Origin of the sequence: Flavobacterium tagetis (assembly GCF_016735615.1) — a bacterium.
Classification (GTDB): Bacteria; Bacteroidota; Bacteroidia; order Flavobacteriales; family Flavobacteriaceae; genus Flavobacterium; species Flavobacterium tagetis.
Window position 1 is genome coordinate 118,135 of record NZ_JAERSF010000002.1, and the last position, 19,721, is coordinate 137,855.

The following is a 19,721-nucleotide window of genomic DNA, read 5'->3' on the forward strand; positions in this document are numbered from 1 at the left end:
TTTCTTGAATTTTTGCTTTCATGATTGGATTAATTTTGTTCATTATTAAAAAATTGATCAAGAGCATTTAAATCTAAGATGTTTACACTGCGTGCTTTACTGCCTTCAAACGGACCAACAATACCTGCTGCCTCAAGTTGGTCGATCAAACGACCAGCTCTGTTGTATCCTAATTTTAATTTTCGTTGCAATAAAGAAGCAGAACCTTGCTGTGCATTGACAATAATCTCTGCCGCCTCTCTAAATAAAGTATCTCTTTCGGAAATATCTATATCAAGATTAATGCCACTTTCTTCTCCAACAAACTCTGGAAGTAAATAAGCTGTAGCGTATGCCTTTTGTCCGCCAATAAAATCTGTAATTTTTTCTACCTCTGGTGTGTCAATGAAAGCACACTGTACACGAATTACGTCGTTTCCGTTGGTGTATAATAAATCCCCACGACCAATAAGCTGATCTGCTCCTTGAGTATCCAAAATAGTTCTAGAGTCAATTTTTGAAGTTACTCTAAATGCAATTCTGGCAGGGAAATTGGCTTTAATTAAACCTGTAATAACGTTTACCGATGGTCTTTGCGTTGCAATAATCAAGTGAATACCAATAGCACGGGCTAATTGAGCCAAACGAGCAATCGGAACTTCAACTTCTTTTCCAGCGGTCATAATCAAATCGGCGAACTCATCGACAACCAAAACGATGTAAGGTAAGAATCGATGGCCGGCTTCTGGATTTAATTTTCTAGACTTGAATTTATCGTTGTATTCTTTGATATTACGAACCATCGCATCTTTTAATAAAGAATAACGATTGTCCATTTCTGTACAAAGTGAATTTAAAGTATTGACAACTTTTGCATTATCGGTAATAATAGCATCTTCAGTGTCAGGAAGCTTGGCTAAATAATGTCTTTCGATTTTATTGAAAAGCGTAAGCTCTACTTTTTTCGGATCGACCAAAACAAATTTTACTTCTGCTGGATGTTTTTTGTATAAAAGCGAAGTTAAAACCGCATTTAATCCAACCGATTTTCCTTGTCCAGTTGCTCCAGCCATCAATAAGTGAGGCATTTTGGCCAAATCGACAACAAAAGTTTCGTTAGAAATGGTTTTCCCTAAAGCAATTGGCAATTCCATTTCTGCTTCTTGGAACTTCGCCGCTCCGATAACACTTTTCATTGAAACCATAGTTGGGTTTTTGTTCGGAACCTCAATACCGATAGTACCTTTTCCTGGAATTGGCGCAATAATACGAATTCCAAGTGCTGATAATGATAAAGCAATATCATCTTCTAAACTCTTAATTTTAGAAATTCTGATTCCCGCTTCTGGCACAATTTCGTATAAAGTAACCGATGGTCCAACGGTTGCTTTAATCTGTGCAATTTCAATTTTGTAGTTACGAAGTGTATCTACAATCCTGTTTTTATTTTCTTCTAATTCTTCCTGATTAATTGTAATTCCGCCAGTCGAATATTCTTTTAACAAATCGATGGTTGGGAATTTGTAATTGGATAAATCCAAAGTTGGATCAAATAATCCGAAATCGGCAACTAGACGAGAAGCTAAGTTTTCTTCAATAATATCTTCCTCCTCAGCTTTTTCAATTACAAAAGCTTCATCAGGAGAAACTAATGGCAATTCTTGTTTTGGAGTAATTGGCTTTAAAACTGGATTTAACTCAATTTCTGATGAATGAGAAATAGTTGGTTTTAAAGCTTCTTTGTTAAGTTCGAATTGCGTGTCAACTGTTTTGATGTGAATATCATCTATTTCAGGATCACTTTCTATTTCTTCTTTAATAGCAAATTCTTCCAGATTATAAGCGCTTTCAGGTTGATTAACCGCTGGTTTTAAAGTGTCTAATTCTGATTTGAATTCTTTTTTAGTAGAATCAAAATACGATTGAATTTTTTCTGGCGATAATTTGATTTTGAAAATCAGATAGATAATTAAACCAAAAAGGAGTGTAAGAAGTGTGCCTGTTTTTCCAATATAATCTTGCAGAAACAAATTCAGTTCATAACCAATTGTTCCTCCTAATTCTGGTGCAGAAGTAGCAAAGAAACCAAATAATACAGAAACGATAATAATGGCAAAAATATCCCAGAACCAAGTATTTTTTAGCTTTTGAGTAGAAAGCTCTAATGCTAAAAACATTCCAGTAAGGAAAAATAAACGTACGAAAATGAAAGAAGCAAGTCCGAAACCTTTATAAATAATCAAATCGGCAAGAAAAGCCCCGAATTTACCGAGCCAGTTCTCAACAACTTCAGTGCGATCGCCAAGTTGGTTTACAACACTTTGATCATTTTGCCATTGTCCATTAACATAAAAAGAAATAAATGCAACCAATAAGGCTATAGAAAAAAGAACCAAAAGACATCCTAGAACAAACTTTTGCTGTTTGGACATCTTAAATGATTTTTTATTTCCTTCTTGTTTATCGTTTTTTTTATCTACAGTTTCTTTTTTATTTTTTGCCATTCTTGCGTTTTCCTTTGCCTAAATAAATTTTGGAATATAAATAATCAAGCCTATTGCTATTGCAGTCATTGCAGCAAAAAATACTGCTCCTGCAGCAATATCTTTAATAAATCCGATTCGTTTGCTGTAATCAGGATGGATAAAATCGGCAATTTTTTCAACTGCTGTATTTAATCCTTCGATTGCTAAAACTAAACCGATTGCCAAGGTTTGACAAAGCCATTCGGTTTGCGTAATATGAAAATAAAAACCTAAAATAGTCATTATGATTCCCAATGAAAATTGAACCATAATGCTGTGTTCTGTTTTAATTAATTTTACAGCGCCGTTAAAAGCATATGTCATGCTTTTTAAACGGCCTGTAACAAATGTGTTATCTTTTTGAAACTCCATTTATTGGAAAATATTATAGTGCTGCTAAAGCTTCTTCGTAATTTGGTTCGTTTGCAATTTCTGCTACTTGTTCTGTATGAACAATTTTTCCGTTAGCATCAACAACAATAATTGCTCTTGAGTGCAAACCTGCTAATGGTCCATCAACGATTTCTAATCCGTTTGCTTTACCAAAAGCACCAGTTTGAAAATCTGATAAGTTTACCACATTTTCTAAACCTTCAGCACCGCAGAAACGTTTTTGAGCGAAAGGTAAATCTCTAGAAATACATAAAACGGTAGTGTTTTCTAATCCGCTTGCACTTGCATTGAAAGTTCTAACAGATGTTGCACAAGTTCCAGTATCAACACTTGGGAAAATATTTAAAACTAATTTTTTTCCAGCGAAAGTGCTTAGTGAAGCAACTGATAAATCGTTTTGTACTAATTTGAAGTCAGCTAGTTGTGATCCAACTTTTGGTAATTCACCTGATGTATGAACTGGATTTCCTCCTAATGTGATAGATGCCATGATTTTTGATTAAAATTAATGAGGCTCAAAAGTAAGGATTAATATTTGAATGTAAAAGTATTTGTTGAGGGTTTAAGGAGAGATTAAGGATCGTTTTTGGATAGCTATAAATTCACGAATCAATCTAAAAATTTTAGATTTTAGAAGCTGGATTTTGGATTTTTGTGCATGTCAGGCTGAGCGGAGTCGAAGCCACGCAGGTAGCTCTAATCTAAAATTGCTAATCTTTGTCTGTTTACTTTGCGTGGGCTTCGACTCCGCTCAGCCTGACAAAGATTACGTTAATATAGAGATTGAAAATTGGCACTGAGACTATAAACTAAAAAAAGCGTCCCTAAATTAGAAACGCTTTCTCAGCTTTGTTTTTTTATTTATTTATTCTTGGGAGGGGATCGATTTATTTATCGATTGAGCCTAATACACGTTTCATAAACGTATTTAAAGCTTCTTTTTTATCTGTTCCTTGAGCAACCAATTTCTGCACTTCAAGGGCACCGTACATATTTGAAATCAATTCACCGATTACGTCTAATTCTTCGTCTTTTAGAGAAGGAATTTCAGTCATAGCTTCTAGAACTTCAATCGTTTCGATGATATAGTCCTGATCGTTTTCTTCGATGAATTGTGTTAAATGCTTAATTACTGGTAATTTCATAATTTCTTGTTTAAGCGTTAAATCGTTTTTTTGTTTAATCGATTAAACGAATAAACAAATAACCAATTAAACGATAGCGTTTACTAAGTCAATTAATACTTCTTGTTTGTTAGTTTGCGTTTCGCCAACTAATTGTCCGTTTACGAAAGTTGCGAAAGTTGGCAAGTTGCTTACATTAGCTAGTTTTCTTGATTCAGGAGAATTTTCTGCATCAACCAAAACAAAAGTGATAGCTTCATTTTCTGTTGCTAATTTTTTGAATTTTGGTTTCATAATACGGCAATTTCCACACCATGAAGCTGAATATTGTACTACTACTTTTTCGTTTTTAGCAACTAAATCTGCTAACGTATCTTCGTTTAAGTCGATTAACATAAGTTTTATTTTTTGAGATTCTAGGGTGCTAAGATTCTAAGGTTCTGAGTTTTTGAACCTTTGTGGATTTTAGCAACTGTAATTTTTGAGATTTTTTGAGAGAGGATTTGATTTCTAAGGTACTAAGGTCTAAGAGAAAATCTTAGAACCTTAGCATCTTAGTATCTTAGAAACTAATTAAAAATTAGTTTGCGCTTAAGTATTCGGCAGTACTGATTCTGTCAGCAGACATAGCTTCTTTACCAGCTTCCCAGTTTGCAGGACAAACTTCACCTTTAGTTTGAATGTGAGTGTAAGCGTCAACCATTCTTAAGTATTCGTTTACGTTACGTCCTAATGGCATATCGTTTACGCTTTCGTGGAAAATTTTTCCAGTTTCGTCAATTAGGTAAGTAGCTCTGTAAGTTACGTTTGAACCTTCGATGATAACTGAATCTGTATCTTCGCTATAGCTTGTAGATTCGATATCAAGAATACCTAAAATGTTAGCTAAATTACGGTTTGTATCAGCTAAGATTGGGTAAGTAACACCTTCGATTCCACCATTGTTTTTTGGAGTATTTAACCAAGCAAAGTGAACTTCGTTTGTGTCGCAAGAAGCACCAATTACGATAGTATTTCTTTTTTCGAATTCTGGTAATGCAGCTTGAAAGGCGTGTAATTCAGTTGGACATACAAAAGTAAAATCTTTTGGGTACCAAAATAAAAGTACTTTTTTATTGTTGTTTACTGCTTCTTCAAAAATGTTGATTTTTAAATTGTCACCCATTTCTGAGATAGCATCTACTGCAATACTTGGGAATTTTTTTCCTACTAAAGACATAGTTTTTGTTTTACGTTAAATATTTATTTCTGGTGCAAAAGTAGGCTATAAGTCCAGATCCTTACAATAAGATGTGATTATTAATATTTATAAGTTAATAAATTTTAGCTATTTCACCTTTTAACTTATTGAATTTCAATATTTACAGGTAAAGCTCCGCTGAAACTATTTTTTTCTAAAAATTGAATTCCTGCTGTTTTTTGAAATTCTTTAAAATCCTGATACGCCTCAACCAGCGCTGAAGCCTTTTTTAGATTCGGAATTAACGGTAAGGAATATGGATTTCCGAAAACATAAATAATGCATTTTTTGCTCTGAAGCAAATCAGAAAGTAAGTTTAGAACTTCTTTATCAATTTCGAAATTATTTAAAGGTTTTGCTTTCGGAACAAATAGTGAAATTAAAATCGTATCGAAATTTTCTAATTCTTTTTTGATAGATGAAATATCCGAAACTTCTAAATTTTCAAAAGCAAATTCAGGTGAAGGTAATTCTGTATTTAAAGTTTTAAAAAATGTATTTTCGGTATTTTTATACAAACTCAGTTTGGCTAATTTGTTGTTTTTCTGAGCTTCAAAAGCTAATTCTGCACTCGAATTATCGATAATGGTTGTAATAGCATTTTGAGCAATTTCCAGATTTAATTCTGATGTTTTTTCGAAATTTAATTCACCCGAAGCTGAAGTGTTTCCAGAAAGAATTCCAGCTTTTTCTTTGGCTTTCATGATTCGGTTGTAGCTCTCGAAAATGCGATCTGGAGAAGCATTTTTATAAATTGCTTCAATTCCTTCAGGAACATTTTCGGCGAAGCATAAAACATCATTTCCTGCATTAAAAGCTTCCCATTCTAATTGACCTTTTGTTTCGTACAATTTCGAAACGCTGTGCATGTTTAAAGCATCAGAAATTACCAAACCATCATAACCTAATTTATTACGTAAAAGATCTTGAATTACTGCTTTTGATAATGTTGCCGAAGTATCTTTCCCGTCATTTAAACTCGGAACCGCCAAATGCCCAATCATAATCGAATCGACATTATTTTCGATTCCTTTAATAAATGGATACAATTCGTTTTCCATTAATTCTTCTAGAGTTTCTTTTAAAACCGGTAATCCTAAATGCGAATCCACATTAGTATTTCCATGTCCTGGAAAATGCTTCAGACAACCTAAAACGCCAACTTCCGTCATTCCATTTAAATATTCAATAGAAAAATCGGCAACTTTCTTTTTATCTTCTCCAAAAGAGCGATAACCAATAACGGGATTATTTGGGTTGTTATTAATATCTGCCAAAGGCGATAAATTATATTGAATTCCGGCTGCTTTTAAATCTAAACCAATTTGTTTTCCAGTTTCGTAAACTAAATTTGATTTGTTTTCTGGTAAAGCGCCAAGCGTAATCGCATAAGGATATTGTGGTGTTTTTTCAATTCGCATTGCTAAACCCCATTCTGCATCAATGCTAATAAGAAGTGGAGTAGAAGCTGCTTTTTGATAACGAGCAATAAGTACTTTGATTTTTTCGTAGCTGTCATCATTAAAAACTACTTTTTTCTTGCTTTCGTAATTGGTTGCAGCGCTCGCACGGCTGTGAAAAAAGGTCAGTCCGCCAATATTATGCTCTTTTATAAGGCGTTCCGTTTCTTGAATATTTTCTTCGGTATCGTTGATGAATACTGCTGGAAAGAAAAATTGTCCTATTTTTTGTCGTAATGCTTCTGCTGTAATTTTCATTATTATAAAGTCTTTTTCATGCAAACACTATTATCCATTTTTTCGTAAGGCGGATAATTGGGAATTATGGTATAATTTAATTTTTGATATAAGTTAATGGCTTCCGGCTGTTTTTTTCCCGTTTCTAAAATAGTATAAGTATAACCGACTTCTTTTGCCCAAGTTTCAAGTTCTTTTAAAACGGCAGAAGCGATTCCTTTTTTTCTATGATCGGGATGAACGTACATTCGTTTGATTTCTGTTGTTCCTGATTCTTTTTCGCGAAAAGCGCCACAACCAACAGGAATTCCATTTTCATAATAAACGATTGTATGTTTTATTTTGTCGGTTTTATTAAACTGATTATAAAACGCGTGATCTTCGCCATCTCGAATCGCTAAATCTTGGTCTAATAAAACAACCAGATTTATAAAATCGATATCGTCTGAATTCGTACGTTTTATACTCATGATTTAAAATGCTTAGATTTGTTTCGTTTATTTTCTAACACATAGAAACATAGTATCTAGTTCTTGAAAAAGGCGTTTCACTTTGTTTAAATACACATAGCTATGTGTTGAGAAACTAGTTTCTCTTTTTTATTCTTTTAATAGAAAAAAATCTATGTCTCTATGTGTTTAAAAGAATATTTTATTTCAACTTTGCTTTCTTTTGTTTAGCCAATTGTTTTTTGGTTTCAAGCGCTTTTTCCAATCGGTTTTTAAAACGGAAAAGTTTTGGCAATCCCTCCAATCGGTCTTCAATTGTAATAATTTCGTAAACCACAATTGCTTTTTCTAGAACTCGAATTTCATTTTCGAGGTCATTTTCGTTTTTGTAGATCGTTGCTAATCGATCGTAAGGATGGTTTCCTTTAAAGCCTTCTGCAACATTTTCTTCGTATAACTCAATCGCTTTTTCAAGATTTCCATTTTTTTCGAACTCCGATCCTTTCAGATTGCGTTCGTTCTGCAAATTCTCATTGATTTCCATAGGTAAAGTTTGATTTGGGGTTTAAACTTCTTCTGATTTCTTCCCAAAATCTTTTGGGAAAGTTAAAAAACGTGATAAAATAAGACCTGGAATTGTTGCTATTAAAACCCATACAAAGAAGTTTTGATAGCCTAAAAATTTCTGAATATAACCGCTCAACATTCCCGGAAGCATCATTCCTAATGCCATAAAACCAGTTGCAAGTGCATAATGTGCTGTTTTTGATTCTCCTTCGGCAACGTGAATTAAATACATCATAAATGCTGTAAATCCAAAACCATAACCAAATTGCTCTACAATCACGACGGCATAAATGTAATAAATTGATGTTGGGTGAAAAAATGCTAACAGAATAAAACCAATGATTGGTAAATGCATAGCTAAAAACATTGGAAACATCCATTTTGTAAGCCCTTGTTTAGAAATTGCAATTCCGCCTAAAATACCTCCGATAGTTAAGGCCGCAACCCCACAAGTTCCGTAAATGATTCCAACAGCTTCAGTATCCAATCCCATTCCGCCCAATTCTTTTGAGTCTAATAAAAACGGACTAAGCATTTTAAGCAATTGAGATTCTCCTAATCTGAAAACCAAGATAAAAGTTAGAATTAGCCCGATTTGTTTTTTCTTAAAGAAACTGATAAATATAGTTCCGAAATTTTGATGCGGTGTTTCTTTCTTATTTTCTACAGCATTAATTTCGTTTTTTGGTGTAAAAATGAAATTGTAAACCGTAATAAAAGTCATCAATAAACCAACGCAAATCATGGTATAAGACCAAGCTTTGGTATTGTCTCCAAATTTATGTTCTAAATATCCAGCAAAGAGAACCACTAATCCGTTTCCTGCAAGCATAGAAAGTCTGTAAAAAGTACTTCTAATTCCGATAAAAAAAGATTGTTTGTCTTCTGGTAAAACCAATAAATAAAAACCATCACTCGCAATATCGTTCGAAGCCGAGGCAAAAGCTGCAACCCAGAAAATCGATAATGTCATGGTGAAAAATCCATTGAGCGGAATCGTGAAACCGACCAGCAGAAAGGCAATTGAAATGATGAGTTGCATCAGCAGAAACCACTTTCTTTTGGTTCCGATTAATTCAATAAGCGGACTCCAAAGCGGTTTGATAACCCACGGCAGATAAAGCAAACTGGTATAGACTCCTATATCTTCATTTGTAATTCCTAAATTTTTGTACATAATTACCGAAACCGAAATAATTATGGCATACGGTAATCCTGAAGCGAAGTTTAGAAGCGGAATCCAAAACCAAGGTTTGTTATCTGTTTTCATTAGGTTGATTTGGTGTATAGTTTTTATAAGGTTTTTTTAAGTCTATAGCAGTTGGTGTACTTTCGTTAGCATAATAATCAATAAAAGTTACAGCACAGGCTTTGTACAGATTTAGTTTTCCAGCTGCAATGGCGAAATTAATTTTTCCGTCAACTTCTTTTATGGTTACTTTTTCAATGATTTTTGAGGCATCATTAATATCGATTTTCGAAATATGATCGCCACCATAAACCACCATATAACGAACTTTTGTATTTAGCGGACTTTGGAATGTAAAATTATATTTAATGCTGTCCTTACTATATTCCAAAACTTTTGGGGTATCGATAATAACATGTTTTAAATTTGGAACCGCAGCAGGAAGTGCAGGATATTTATATTGATTTTCTTCTAAATGACGAACTACATCAAAGTTTTTGCCCATAAACCATTTTGAACTGAAATATGCACTTCCAGAAACATTTTTAAAAGTTCTAAGAAGATCAATCTGATTTGGAATTTCAGTCATATAATTCCAGTTTTTATCACCGTCGCCTCTAATTTTGTATGTTGCGTGTCCTATATAAATAGCAGTATTTGGATTAGCGTTTTCAGACCACCATTTTACCAATTTAGAGTAAGAAGCTCTCGTATTGTTCATACTCCAATACAATTGAGGCAGAATATAATCAATCCAGTTCTGATCCATCCATAACATCGGGTCTGCGTACAAATCGTCGTAATTTGATGTAGATTGTGTTTCAGAACCTCTCGGATCCTGAGATTTATTGCGCCAAACTCCAAACGGACTAATTCCGAATTGTACCCAAGGTTTACTTTCTTTGATAGTTGTAGAAATAGCGTGTACAAAGTTGCTGACATTTGCACGGCGCCAATCAGAAAGGCTTAAGCCAGCTCCATATTTTTTGTAAGACGCGGTATCGTTAAATACTTTTCCAGGAACAGCATAAGGATAAAAATAATCGTCAAAATGAATCGCGTCGATATCATATTTGTCAACGACTTCTTTTACCACTTTAGTTAAATGTGCCTGAACTTCTGGCAAAGCAGGATCATAATAATATTTTCCGCCATATTCAATCATCCATTCTGGATGTTTAAAAAGATCGTGCCCAGGGCTTAAAAGATTTTTATTCAAATCGAAAGTGGCGCGATATGGGTTTAACCAAGCATGAAATTCGAATCCACGGTTGTGAGCCTGTTCAATCATCCAAGCTAATGTATCGTAATACGGATTTGGAGCCAAACCTTCTTTGCCCGTTAAAAATCGCGACCAAGGCGCAAATTCTGAAGGATAAATAGCATCGCCAACACTTCTAACTTGAACAATTACAGCATTGTAATTCAGTTTTTTGTAGGCTTCTAAAATTTCAAGATAATCAGCTTTTTCTTTTTCTACGTTGTCTGTCGCTTTTTGTGGCCAGTCAATATTTACAACTGTTGCAATCCAGACACCTCTAAATTCATTTTTAGGATGCAGTATTTTTTCCTGAGAAACAGATTTCCATCCAAAGAAAAATAAAAATATAATAGAGTATAGTAAGTGCTGATTTTTATGCATTTCAATCTTTTTAAACAAAAACCAAAAATAGTTTTTTTAACTGATTATAATTAATAACGCTGGGTTTTTTCTGCTACGAATTCACGAATTATTTTTTTCAAAGATTAAATATAATCCAAGTAATTACAATTCGTTTAATTAATAACGTTTTTTGCGCATAGATTTTTAAATAAATACGTGAATTACTTCGTCTGTCCCTTCGGTCGAGTCGTGGCTATCTTTTAATCTGGGAAAGAAATTTTTCCCATTGTTACCGATGGAATTCCTTTTTGTGAACCAAAATTATAATTTCCGCCAGCAACAGTTTCATTAGCCAAAACGGCAAATAAAACTGCTTCTTTTGCATCGCCTGAAATTCCGAGAACGTCGCTTTTTTCAAATTTACAAGACAATAATTCCTGTAACCACTTCACCATTAACGGATTTCTAGCGCCACCGCCAGACATATAAACTGTAAACTCTTCGATTGGTGTTTTAGTATTTTCTACAACAAACAAAACCGCTTCAGCAATCGTTTCTGCACTCAGACGTGTTAAAGTTGCCAGCAAATCTGGTGCCGAAATATTCTGCAAACCTAATTTTACTAAAGCAGAGTTTACAAACTCATGGTTAAATAATTCCTGACCAATAGTTTTTGGGAAGCTTTTCTGGAAGAAAGGATCGCTTTTTAATTCGCTTAAAAGTTCTTGATTTACAGTGCCGCTTTTAGCGATTTCAGCATCTTTATCGAAGCTTTTTTCAGGGAAAAATTGTTTGGTGAAAATATCGATTAAAGTATTTGCTGTTCCGGTATCGGTTACAAAAACTTCTTCGGCATTTTGTGAAGCGGGCAAATAAGTAAAATTTGCGATTCCGCCCATGTTGATCATAATTCGGTTTTCGTCTTTTTTACTGAATAACAAATAATCGCCGTAAACCGCCAAAGGCGCGCCTTCGCCACCCGCAGCAACGTGTTTTTGTCTGAAATCTGATAAAGTGATAATTCCCGTTTTTACCGCAATATGATCGCCGTCTCCAATTTGTAAAGTGGCGTTTGGAAATTTTTCCTGCTGATGTAAAAACTTCGGAGCGTGCAAAACCGTTTGTCCGTGCGAAGCGATCAAATCGACTTCGCTTGCAGGAATATTCCATTTAGCAAGACAATCATTGATCATTCCCGCGTGCAGGTTTGCAATCCATTCGTTTAATAAAACTAAATGCTGAAAATCGATTGTTTTCTTTGCAAATACTTTTCTTATTTCGGTTTTAATATCGTCGTTATAATCAACAGTTTCAAATTGCTGGATTTTGACCACCGTGTTTTCGCCCTCGCCCGAAACTTCGCAAAGTGCCAAGTCGAGTCCATCAAGTGAAGTTCCTGACATTAAGCCTAATATTTTTCGAGTTTCTTTTTGAGCTATTTCGTATAGGGCTTTTATATTTTTATTCATTTCAACTAATCTTAAAAAACATAATTAATTTGGAAACGCTAAAATGGGATTTATTTGCGTATAAATTTAGAAAAAAGAGATTTTATTGTTTCTAGTTACAAGAATTAACAAAAAATCAATAGAGATAGAATATTAATGTTTAAATATGTCGTTCCGCTGAAGCTTTTGTGACGGCGAATCAAAATGGTTATAGATATTTCGCTTCTCCGAAGCTAGTCTGAAATAACTCGAAAGGCCATTACAATTGTAATCTTAATTAATGAAAAAAAAACCTCGACTTAAAAAAATCGAGGTTTTTCATTTTAAATTCTACTCCAATTCCAAATAAGGATTTAAAATTTCTGCTAATTCATTGAGCCAGTAAAAGTTGTCTCTTAATTTGATGATTTCGCTTTGAAATGTTTCATGTTCGCTCAAAACACATAAAGCGAGTGTGAAATTTACCTGCCTTAATGTTTTAGCCATTTCAACAGGATCTATTCTGTCGTTGAAAAAATTCAAAAGCTTGATTTCGGTTTGTTTTGAAATTGTGTTGGTACTCATAATCTTTGTGTTTAGGAAAAGAACCCGCACAGCTAAGGTGTCCTACGCCACAAAGTGCGTTGCAGTTGTTTCCAATACCGCCACCATACCGCACGGGCAAAAGTTTTTTTGATATCATATTTCTTTGTGTTTAGGGCTGTAAAGATATCAAAAAAATATTTTAAAGTAAGAAAAAGATTATATTTTGTTTTTAAAAACAATACTATTGCTGTAGTATATTGTCTCTAATTGGTAAATATAAAACGATATTTTGAAAAATGATAAATTCAGTGAGATTTCCACACAGTATGTCATTTCGACGAAGGAGAAATCTTCGCAAGAAACTCGATAAAGATTGGCTTTTCGTTACGGAGTTACGTGCGAAGATTTCTCCTTCGTCGAAATGACAAAATTGGGGAAGAATTCGTTGTGTCAATTTTTAGGTTTCATAAGCCTTCGACTTCGCTCAGGTGACAATTGAGTTTAAAAAACTTAGAGCCTTAGCATCTCAGTCCCGATAGCTATCGGGATAATACCTTCTATTTCAACACAAACTCATTTTCTTTCAATTTCTTCAAGACAGCAGCAATAATCTTAGAACGGCATTCTGAGTTTTGAATCGTTGATGCGGTTTTAACCCAATAACGAACATTGAGCTGAATAATACCTGCGGCGGCAACATCGGTAATTACGGCGGCGTTTTCGTGGTCTTTTTCGGTTACTTCTTCGCTGTTGCCAAGAACTTCTTTTACGAGTTCGATGGCGCGGGTATAATCAGAACCATATTCGAGTCCGACCGTGAAAGTTTGGAGTAGAAACCCTTCGCTGTTGTAATTAATTAAAGTGTTTTTTATGAGAAGCGCGTTCGGAATATAAATGATCTTAGAATCGCTTTTTACTTCAGTATCTCTCAGGTTGAGATTGATGACTTCGCCTTTTACACCATTGCTTTCGATAATATCGCCAATAGAAAACGGACGTTTGAAAGCTAGCAGAATTCCGGCAAGGAAATTTTCACCAATATCTTTAAGCGCAAAACCAATCACAAAAGCTGAGATTCCCGCGCCAGCAAGCATACTTTGCGCAACGCCGTCAAGTCCGATAATTTTAAACATGAAGAGAACTCCAATAATAATCAGAACCGATTTAATTAATCGGGCAATAAAAGTGGCGAGAAGTCGGTCGTGCATTCTGGCTTTGAGTCGGTTTCCTGCAAAGAGACCAATTCGCGTTGCGATAAACCACGAAACGAGAATTACGACAACGGCCAGAATAAATTTTGGCGTAAGATCGACAATACTGTAATAATAGTTTTCTAAATGTTTAAAGACGTCCTGAACGAAATTTTCCATGATAATAAGGCGTAAAAATGTTTAAATTGTTTAGTGAAATTTAAAACACATAGAAACATAGTTTTTCTTTGTACTTAAAGGCATTTCATTTATTTAAATTCACATAGCTGGGTTTACTGTACTATGTGTTAAAATCTAGATTTTTATAATATTCTCATGCTTTGAATTTAAAATCTATGTTTCTATGTGTTTAAAAAATTTTATTCAACTAAACAAAACTTTAAAATTAACTTTTAGTAAATGGAATACTTTACAGGATTCTTTCTGAATTTTATAAAATGTGATGGAATTATTAGATAAAATCTACAAATGAAATTATTTTGCCATGTGTTATCTTTATATTTGTTGTCTCAATTTTTGAGGAATTATTTTAAAGAAAAAGCACCATTTAACATGTTGACCCAATCTCATTTAGAGCAATTAGCCAGCGAACTCGAAGGCACACTTTTATTCGATGATCTTCATAAAACACTTTATTCGACAGATGCATCGGTGTATCGGATTCGTCCAAATGCGGTGGCTTTGCCTAAATCTACAGCAGATATCAGCAGGTTAATTCGCTTTGCGGCAGAACATAATATTTCGATTACGCCTAGAACTGCTGGAACTTCATTGGCAGGACAAGCAGTTGGTGACGGACTTGTGGTGGATGTTTCGAAACATTTTACCAAAATATTAGGTTACGATGCCGAGAAAAAAACGGTTACGGTTCAGCCGGGCGTTATTCGCGATGAATTGAACTTATTTTTAAAACCTCACGGCGTATTTTTCGCGCCAATTACATCTACATCAAACCGAGCAATGATTGGCGGAATGGTGGGAAATAATTCATCGGGAACAACTTCGATTCGGTATGGTGTTACGCGTGATAAAATTGCGGAAGTTAAAGCGATTTTGAGTGACGGAACTGAAGTGGCTTTTGGCGAATTGACTTCAGCTGAATTTATAGAGAAAACCAAAGGCGATTCTTTAGAAAACAAAATTTACAAAAGCGTTTACGACGAACTTTCGGTAAAAGAAAATCAGGAAGAAATTATAAGAGAATTTCCGAAACCGGAAATTCACAGACGAAATACAGGTTATGCTGTAGATATTTTGCTAAAATCTGAATTATTTGGCGGAACTGAACCAACGATAAACTTAGGGAAATTGCTTTGCGGAAGTGAAGGAACTTTGGCATTTACAACCGAAATTACTTTAAAAGTTGATGATTTACCACCACCTCATAGTATTATGGTTGTGGCGCATTATCATACGATTCAGGAATCTTTGGAATCTGTTGTCGTAGCAATGAAACATCATTTGTACACTTGCGAAATGATTGATGACACAATTTTGGATTGTACGAAAACAAATCGTGAGCATATTAAAAACCGTTTCTTTTTGGTTGGAGAACCAAAAGCGATTATGCTGTTTGAAGTGGCATCACACACTTTAGAAGATGCCGAAAATCAAGCAAACGCTTTAATTGCCGATTTAGAGAAACATAATTTTGGATACGCCAGCGTTAAATTATTTGGAGCTGATATTGATAAAGCCAACGAACTGAGAAAAGCAGGATTAGGTCTTTTAGGAAGTATTGTAGGCGACGATAAAGCAGCGGATTCTATTGAAGATACGGCAGTAGAATTAAGCGATTTACCAGCGTATATTGCAGAGTTTTCTGCAATGATGTTGCGTCACGGACAGGAAGCGATTTATTATGCGCATGCGGGTGCGGGAGAATTGCACCTTCGTCCGGTTTTGAATTTGAAGAAAACGGAAGATCTAAAATTATTCAGAACCATTGCGACGGAAGTAGCGCATTTGGTGAAGAAATATGGAGGTTCGCTAAGTGGTGAACACGGAGACGGAATCGTGCGTGGAGAGTTTATTCCGTTTATGATTGGTGATAAGAATTACGAATTACTGAAAAGATTAAAATTGGCGTTCGACCCGAATTCGGTTTTAAATATCGGAAAGATTGTCAATGCTTTGAAAATGGACGAAAATCATCGTTTAGTTTCGGGTAGGGTAGAACCAGATATTAAAACATTTCAAGATTTCTCAGACAGTTTAGGAATTTTGCGTGCTGCAGAAAAATGCAACGGTTCTGGCGATTGCCGAAAAATGCCATCGGCAGGGGGAGCGATGTGTCCGAGTTATCGTGCGACTAGAAATGAGAAAGAAACGACTCGTGCGAGAGCAAACGCTTTACGTGAATATTTGACGTATTCTGAAAAAGAAAACAAATTTGATCAGAAAGAATTATACGAAGTTTTTGAGTTGTGTGTAAGCTGTAAGGCGTGCGCGAGCGAATGTCCTAGTAACGTAGATGTTGCCACTCTTAAAGCCGAATTTTTGTATCAATATCAAAAAGCAAACGGATTTTCAACTCGGAATAAGATTTTTGCCAACAACGCCAAATTGAACAAAATGGGAAGCAAATTCCCTGCGATTACGAATTTTATTTCGAATCAGTCTTTGGTGAAAAAAACAATGGGAATTGCGCCTGAAAGGCAAGTTCCGTTATTGGCGAAAAAGACTTTTAGAAAATGGTATCAAAACAACAAACCTGTAACATCAGATTTTCCAAATGGAAGATTGTATTTGTTTGTGGATGAATTCACGAATTACTACGACGTAAATATCGGAATTGATGCTTTCGAATTGTTGACTAAATTAGGTTATCAGGTTTTAGTTGTAGATCATGAAGAAAGTGCAAGAACCTATCTTTCAAAAGGATTTTTGGAGGAGGCAAAGAAAATCGCTAATCACAACGTAAATGTTTTTAAAGATTTGGTTTTAGCCAATGCACCTTTAGTCGGAATTGAACCTTCTGCTATTTTAACTTTCAGAGACGAATATCTTCGTTTAGCAGATGACAAAGAAGCTGCAGAAAAGCTATCCAGAAATGCATTTACAATAGAAGAATTCTTCAAAAAGGAAATCATCGACGGAAAAATAACATCTGATTCATTTTCGGAAGAAACCAAAGAAATTAAAATTCACGGACATTGCCACCAGAAATCTTTAAGCTCTGTTGAAGCGACTTTCGTCATGCTGAATCTTCCTAAAAATAATACAGTTACAATTTACAATTCGGGCTGTTGCGGAATGGCAGGTTCTTTTGGATACGAAAAAGAGCATTATCAAGTGAGTATGCAAATGGGAGAGGATACGCTTTTTCCGAAAGTTAGAAACACGGCCGAAAACGTAAAGATTGCTGCCGCAGGAACGAGCTGTCGTCATCAAATTTATGATGGAACAAAACGTGAGGCACAGCATCCGGTTAGTATTTTGAGAAATTGCTTGAAGTAGAATTTAACCGCAAAGCTCGCTAAGAATTACGCAAAGGTCGCAAAGTTTTTTTGTTTCCCGCAGATTTGGCAGATTGAGCAGATTTATTTTTTATTTCAAGCTCCCAATATCTATCGGGACTGCTGATTTAAGCTGATTTTGGAGATTTAATTTGAAAAAAATCTGCTCAATCTGCGAGAGAAAATTTATAGACAAAGATTTGAGAAAATAATTCGTGAATTCGTGGCAGAAAAAAACACCTGTAAAAACAAAATCGTTTTATATATTTGAAATCAAGATATTTTTTGCATTATTTGCAAAATAAAACAAAAAGAACTGAATTAAATTAATTTATAACAGTAAAACATTATATGGCATTTTCAAGTTTATTCCGAAAGAAAACAGTACAGGATATTCTGAAGCAGGTTGCACAGAACGAAACAGACGGTCATAATGCCTTAGGAAAACATTTGACAACTAGGGATTTAACGGCTTTTGGAATAGCAGCTATTGTTGGAGCGGGAATTTTTAGCACCATTGGAAAAGCCAGTGCAGATGGAGGACCAGCTGTAATTTTCTTATTCTTATTTACTGCTTTAGCGTGTAGTTTTGCAGCTTTTGCTTACGCAGAATTTGCTTCTATGGTACCAGTTTCTGGAAGTGCTTACACCTATTCGTATGTTGCTTTTGGAGAATTAATTGCTTGGATAATTGGTTGGGCTTTAATCATGGAATATGCCGTTGGAAATATAACCGTCGCCATATCGTGGAGTGATTACTTTACGGGACTTCTCCAGAGTGGCGGAATTCATTTGCCGCAATGGATTCAGATGGATTACTTAACTGCTTCAAACGGATTTAAAGATGCTGAAGCTTTAATGCGAGGCGGAAAATCATTCGAAAATTTAAGTGTCGCTTTACAACAAGCACATACAGCCTGGACAACTGCGCCGACAATTGGATCTTTCCATTTTGTAACTGATATACCTGCTTTATTCATCATTATTTTGATTACAGCTTTGGTCTACAGAGGAATGAAAGAATCTCGTAATGCAAGTAACTTAATGGTTGTGGTAAAACTTTGCGTAGTGCTTTTAGTTATCGCAGTTGGAATATTTTATGTAGATACAGCCAATTGGGATCCGTTTGCGCCAAATGGAGTTAGCGGAGTTTTAAAAGGAGTTTCTGCCGTTTTCTTTGCTTACATTGGTTTTGATGCGATTTCGACAACTGCCGAAGAATGTAAAAATCCGCAGAGAGATTTACCACGCGGCATGATGTGGGCCATTATTATTTGTACAATTCTTTATATTGCTATTGCCTTGGTTTTAACCGGAATGGTAAAATATCACGAATTGAATGTTGGAGATCCTCTTGCATTTGTTTTCGAAAAATTAGACTTAAAATGGATGTCAGGAATTATTGCCGTTAGTGCAGTAGTAGCAATGGCGAGTGTTTTATTGGTTTTCCAAATGGGACAGCCTCGTATTTGGATGAGTATGAGCCGTGACGGGTTGCTTCCAAAAAAGTTTTCAACCGTTCACCCAAAATTCAAAACTCCATCTTTTGCAACAATTGTTACGGGATTTGTAGTTGCAGTTCCAGCTTTATTTTTAAACTTAACAATGGTTACAGATTTATGCAGTATCGGAACTTTATTTGCCTTTGTATTGGTTTGTGCAGGAGTTTTGGTTTTACAAAATAAACCTGAAATTCCAAGAGGAAAATTCAAAACACCTTATATCAATTCAAAATATATTTTGCCAGTTTTAATTATTGCTGGTTTGTATTATGCTTTTGCTTTCAACAGTAAAGCTACGATGGCATTTATTAATAATGAAGCGCAAACTTTTGATGCTACTTCAATCGTAACTTCTTTAGATAAAGAAGATTCTCAAAAAGTTTTTAGTTATTTAAAAAGTATCGATCAAAATAATAAAACAGCTGAAACTTCAGATTTAGAACATTTATTAAGCCAATATCAAGATGATGAGGTTAAGTATGCTGAGGTTGTAAAGGGACTTCCGATCAAAGATTCATTAAAATACGAAACAGGTTTCCAGTTATTCAAACACAAAATTCCAATGTGGATATTTTTATTTGTTTTAGTTGGATTGGCGGTTTGGGCATTCAGAAAAAATCTATCTTTAATTCCGCTTTTAGGATTAATCTGCTGTCTTTATATGATGGCTGAATTAAGCGTTTGGAACTGGATTTATTTTACAGTTTGGCTCTTAATCGGACTATTTATTTACTTTACTTATAGTAGAAAAAATAGTAAACTGAATACTGAAAATATAGGGTAAAAGTAAAATTATATACCATAAAAGCCG

Annotated in this window: 16 protein-coding genes; 2 read left to right on the forward strand and 14 right to left on the reverse strand. The window is 34.8% G+C overall.

Translation table 11 applies throughout. From position 1 onward, the window contains the following. Positions 1 to 29 precede the first annotated feature (29 nt). From JI750_RS07870 to JI750_RS07935, 14 genes are all read right to left on the reverse strand, one after another. On the reverse strand, positions 30 to 2,483 hold the full coding sequence (locus tag JI750_RS07870) for a DNA translocase FtsK (RefSeq protein WP_201999988.1): 2,454 nt from the start codon (positions 2,481 to 2,483) through the stop codon (positions 30 to 32). A gap of 18 nt (positions 2,484 to 2,501) precedes the next feature. Further along, positions 2,502 to 2,876: a diacylglycerol kinase gene (locus JI750_RS07875; protein ID WP_201999991.1), complete on the reverse strand. Its 375-nt coding sequence runs from the start codon at positions 2,874 to 2,876 to the stop codon at positions 2,502 to 2,504. A 13-nt stretch (positions 2,877 to 2,889) separates the two neighbouring features. Then, positions 2,890 to 3,387 (reverse strand): thiol peroxidase, encoded by a 498-nt coding sequence (gene tpx, locus JI750_RS07880; RefSeq protein WP_201999994.1) that lies wholly within the window; start codon positions 3,385 to 3,387, stop codon positions 2,890 to 2,892. 397 nt (positions 3,388 to 3,784) lie between these two features. Continuing rightward, the gene (locus JI750_RS07885; RefSeq protein WP_008462029.1) at positions 3,785 to 4,042 is read right to left on the reverse strand and encodes a DUF6952 family protein; all 258 of its coding nucleotides are present in this window, start codon (positions 4,040 to 4,042) and stop codon (positions 3,785 to 3,787) included. Between the two features lie 66 nt (positions 4,043 to 4,108). Then, positions 4,109 to 4,417: a thioredoxin family protein gene (locus tag JI750_RS07890; RefSeq protein WP_008462030.1), complete on the reverse strand. Its 309-nt coding sequence runs from the start codon at positions 4,415 to 4,417 to the stop codon at positions 4,109 to 4,111. Between the two features lie 184 nt (positions 4,418 to 4,601). Then, positions 4,602 to 5,240: a peroxiredoxin gene (locus JI750_RS07895; RefSeq protein ID WP_012024184.1), complete on the reverse strand. Its 639-nt coding sequence runs from the start codon at positions 5,238 to 5,240 to the stop codon at positions 4,602 to 4,604. A gap of 125 nt (positions 5,241 to 5,365) precedes the next feature. Beyond that, entirely contained in the window at positions 5,366 to 6,979 is a 1,614-nt protein-coding gene (locus JI750_RS07900) for a glycoside hydrolase family 3 protein (protein ID WP_201999997.1), read from the reverse strand. 2 nt (positions 6,980 to 6,981) lie between these two features. Continuing rightward, entirely contained in the window at positions 6,982 to 7,428 is a 447-nt protein-coding gene (locus tag JI750_RS07905) for a GNAT family N-acetyltransferase (protein ID WP_202000000.1), read from the reverse strand. A 181-nt stretch (positions 7,429 to 7,609) separates the two neighbouring features. Beyond that, positions 7,610 to 7,951: a tetratricopeptide repeat protein gene (locus JI750_RS07910; RefSeq protein WP_111377772.1), complete on the reverse strand. Its 342-nt coding sequence runs from the start codon at positions 7,949 to 7,951 to the stop codon at positions 7,610 to 7,612. Positions 7,952 to 7,972: 21 nt separating this feature from the next. Continuing rightward, positions 7,973 to 9,244, reverse strand: a complete 1,272-nt coding sequence (locus JI750_RS07915) for an MFS transporter (RefSeq protein ID WP_202000003.1) — start codon at positions 9,242 to 9,244, stop codon at positions 7,973 to 7,975. Continuing rightward, complete coding sequence (locus JI750_RS07920; protein ID WP_202000006.1) at positions 9,231 to 10,805, reverse strand: glycoside hydrolase family 10-like protein; 1,575 nt, start codon at positions 10,803 to 10,805, stop codon at positions 9,231 to 9,233. The genes JI750_RS07915 and JI750_RS07920 overlap by 14 nt, the downstream gene beginning before the upstream one ends. A gap of 221 nt (positions 10,806 to 11,026) precedes the next feature. Further along, a complete protein-coding gene (locus JI750_RS07925; protein WP_202000009.1) occupies positions 11,027 to 12,235 on the reverse strand; it encodes an anhydro-N-acetylmuramic acid kinase in 1,209 nt (402 codons plus the stop codon). Between the two features lie 309 nt (positions 12,236 to 12,544). Beyond that, positions 12,545 to 12,778, reverse strand: a complete 234-nt coding sequence (locus JI750_RS07930) for a hypothetical protein (RefSeq protein ID WP_202000012.1) — start codon at positions 12,776 to 12,778, stop codon at positions 12,545 to 12,547. A gap of 518 nt (positions 12,779 to 13,296) precedes the next feature. Next, the gene (locus JI750_RS07935) at positions 13,297 to 14,109 is read right to left on the reverse strand and encodes a mechanosensitive ion channel family protein (protein WP_202000015.1); all 813 of its coding nucleotides are present in this window, start codon (positions 14,107 to 14,109) and stop codon (positions 13,297 to 13,299) included. Between the two features lie 393 nt (positions 14,110 to 14,502). Here JI750_RS07935 and JI750_RS07940 point away from each other — a divergent pair, with 393 nt between their 5' ends. Both JI750_RS07940 and JI750_RS07945 read left to right on the forward strand, forming a co-directional pair. Then, on the forward strand, positions 14,503 to 17,409 hold the full coding sequence (locus JI750_RS07940; protein WP_202000018.1) for an FAD-binding and (Fe-S)-binding domain-containing protein: 2,907 nt from the start codon (positions 14,503 to 14,505) through the stop codon (positions 17,407 to 17,409). 350 nt (positions 17,410 to 17,759) lie between these two features. After that, on the forward strand, positions 17,760 to 19,694 hold the full coding sequence (locus tag JI750_RS07945; RefSeq protein WP_202000020.1) for an amino acid permease: 1,935 nt from the start codon (positions 17,760 to 17,762) through the stop codon (positions 19,692 to 19,694). The last annotated feature ends 27 nt before the right edge of the window (positions 19,695 to 19,721 follow it).

What these genes read in the sequence shown, in the direction of transcription:
- JI750_RS07870 (WP_201999988.1), bottom strand. Translation starts at nt 2,483, where the DNA reads ATGGCAAAAAATAAAAAAGAAACTGTAGATAAAAAAAACGATAAACAA.
- JI750_RS07920 (WP_202000006.1), bottom strand. Translation starts at nt 10,805, where the DNA reads ATGCATAAAAATCAGCACTTACTATACTCTATTATATTTTTATTTTTC.
- JI750_RS07890 (WP_008462030.1), bottom strand. Translation starts at nt 4,417, where the DNA reads ATGTTAATCGACTTAAACGAAGATACGTTAGCAGATTTAGTTGCTAAA.
- tpx (WP_201999994.1), bottom strand. Translation starts at nt 3,387, where the DNA reads ATGGCATCTATCACATTAGGAGGAAATCCAGTTCATACATCAGGTGAA.
- JI750_RS07945 (WP_202000020.1), top strand. Translation starts at nt 17,760, where the DNA reads ATGGCATTTTCAAGTTTATTCCGAAAGAAAACAGTACAGGATATTCTG.
- JI750_RS07925 (WP_202000009.1), bottom strand. Translation starts at nt 12,235, where the DNA reads ATGAATAAAAATATAAAAGCCCTATACGAAATAGCTCAAAAAGAAACT.
- JI750_RS07910 (WP_111377772.1), bottom strand. Translation starts at nt 7,951, where the DNA reads ATGGAAATCAATGAGAATTTGCAGAACGAACGCAATCTGAAAGGATCG.
- JI750_RS07915 (WP_202000003.1), bottom strand. Translation starts at nt 9,244, where the DNA reads ATGAAAACAGATAACAAACCTTGGTTTTGGATTCCGCTTCTAAACTTC.
- JI750_RS07900 (WP_201999997.1), bottom strand. Translation starts at nt 6,979, where the DNA reads ATGAAAATTACAGCAGAAGCATTACGACAAAAAATAGGACAATTTTTC.
- JI750_RS07875 (WP_201999991.1), bottom strand. Translation starts at nt 2,876, where the DNA reads ATGGAGTTTCAAAAAGATAACACATTTGTTACAGGCCGTTTAAAAAGC.
- JI750_RS07930 (WP_202000012.1), bottom strand. Translation starts at nt 12,778, where the DNA reads ATGAGTACCAACACAATTTCAAAACAAACCGAAATCAAGCTTTTGAAT.
- JI750_RS07935 (WP_202000015.1), bottom strand. Translation starts at nt 14,109, where the DNA reads ATGGAAAATTTCGTTCAGGACGTCTTTAAACATTTAGAAAACTATTAT.
- JI750_RS07940 (WP_202000018.1), top strand. Translation starts at nt 14,503, where the DNA reads ATGTTGACCCAATCTCATTTAGAGCAATTAGCCAGCGAACTCGAAGGC.
- JI750_RS07895 (WP_012024184.1), bottom strand. Translation starts at nt 5,240, where the DNA reads ATGTCTTTAGTAGGAAAAAAATTCCCAAGTATTGCAGTAGATGCTATC.
- JI750_RS07905 (WP_202000000.1), bottom strand. Translation starts at nt 7,428, where the DNA reads ATGAGTATAAAACGTACGAATTCAGACGATATCGATTTTATAAATCTG.
- JI750_RS07885 (WP_008462029.1), bottom strand. Translation starts at nt 4,042, where the DNA reads ATGAAATTACCAGTAATTAAGCATTTAACACAATTCATCGAAGAAAAC.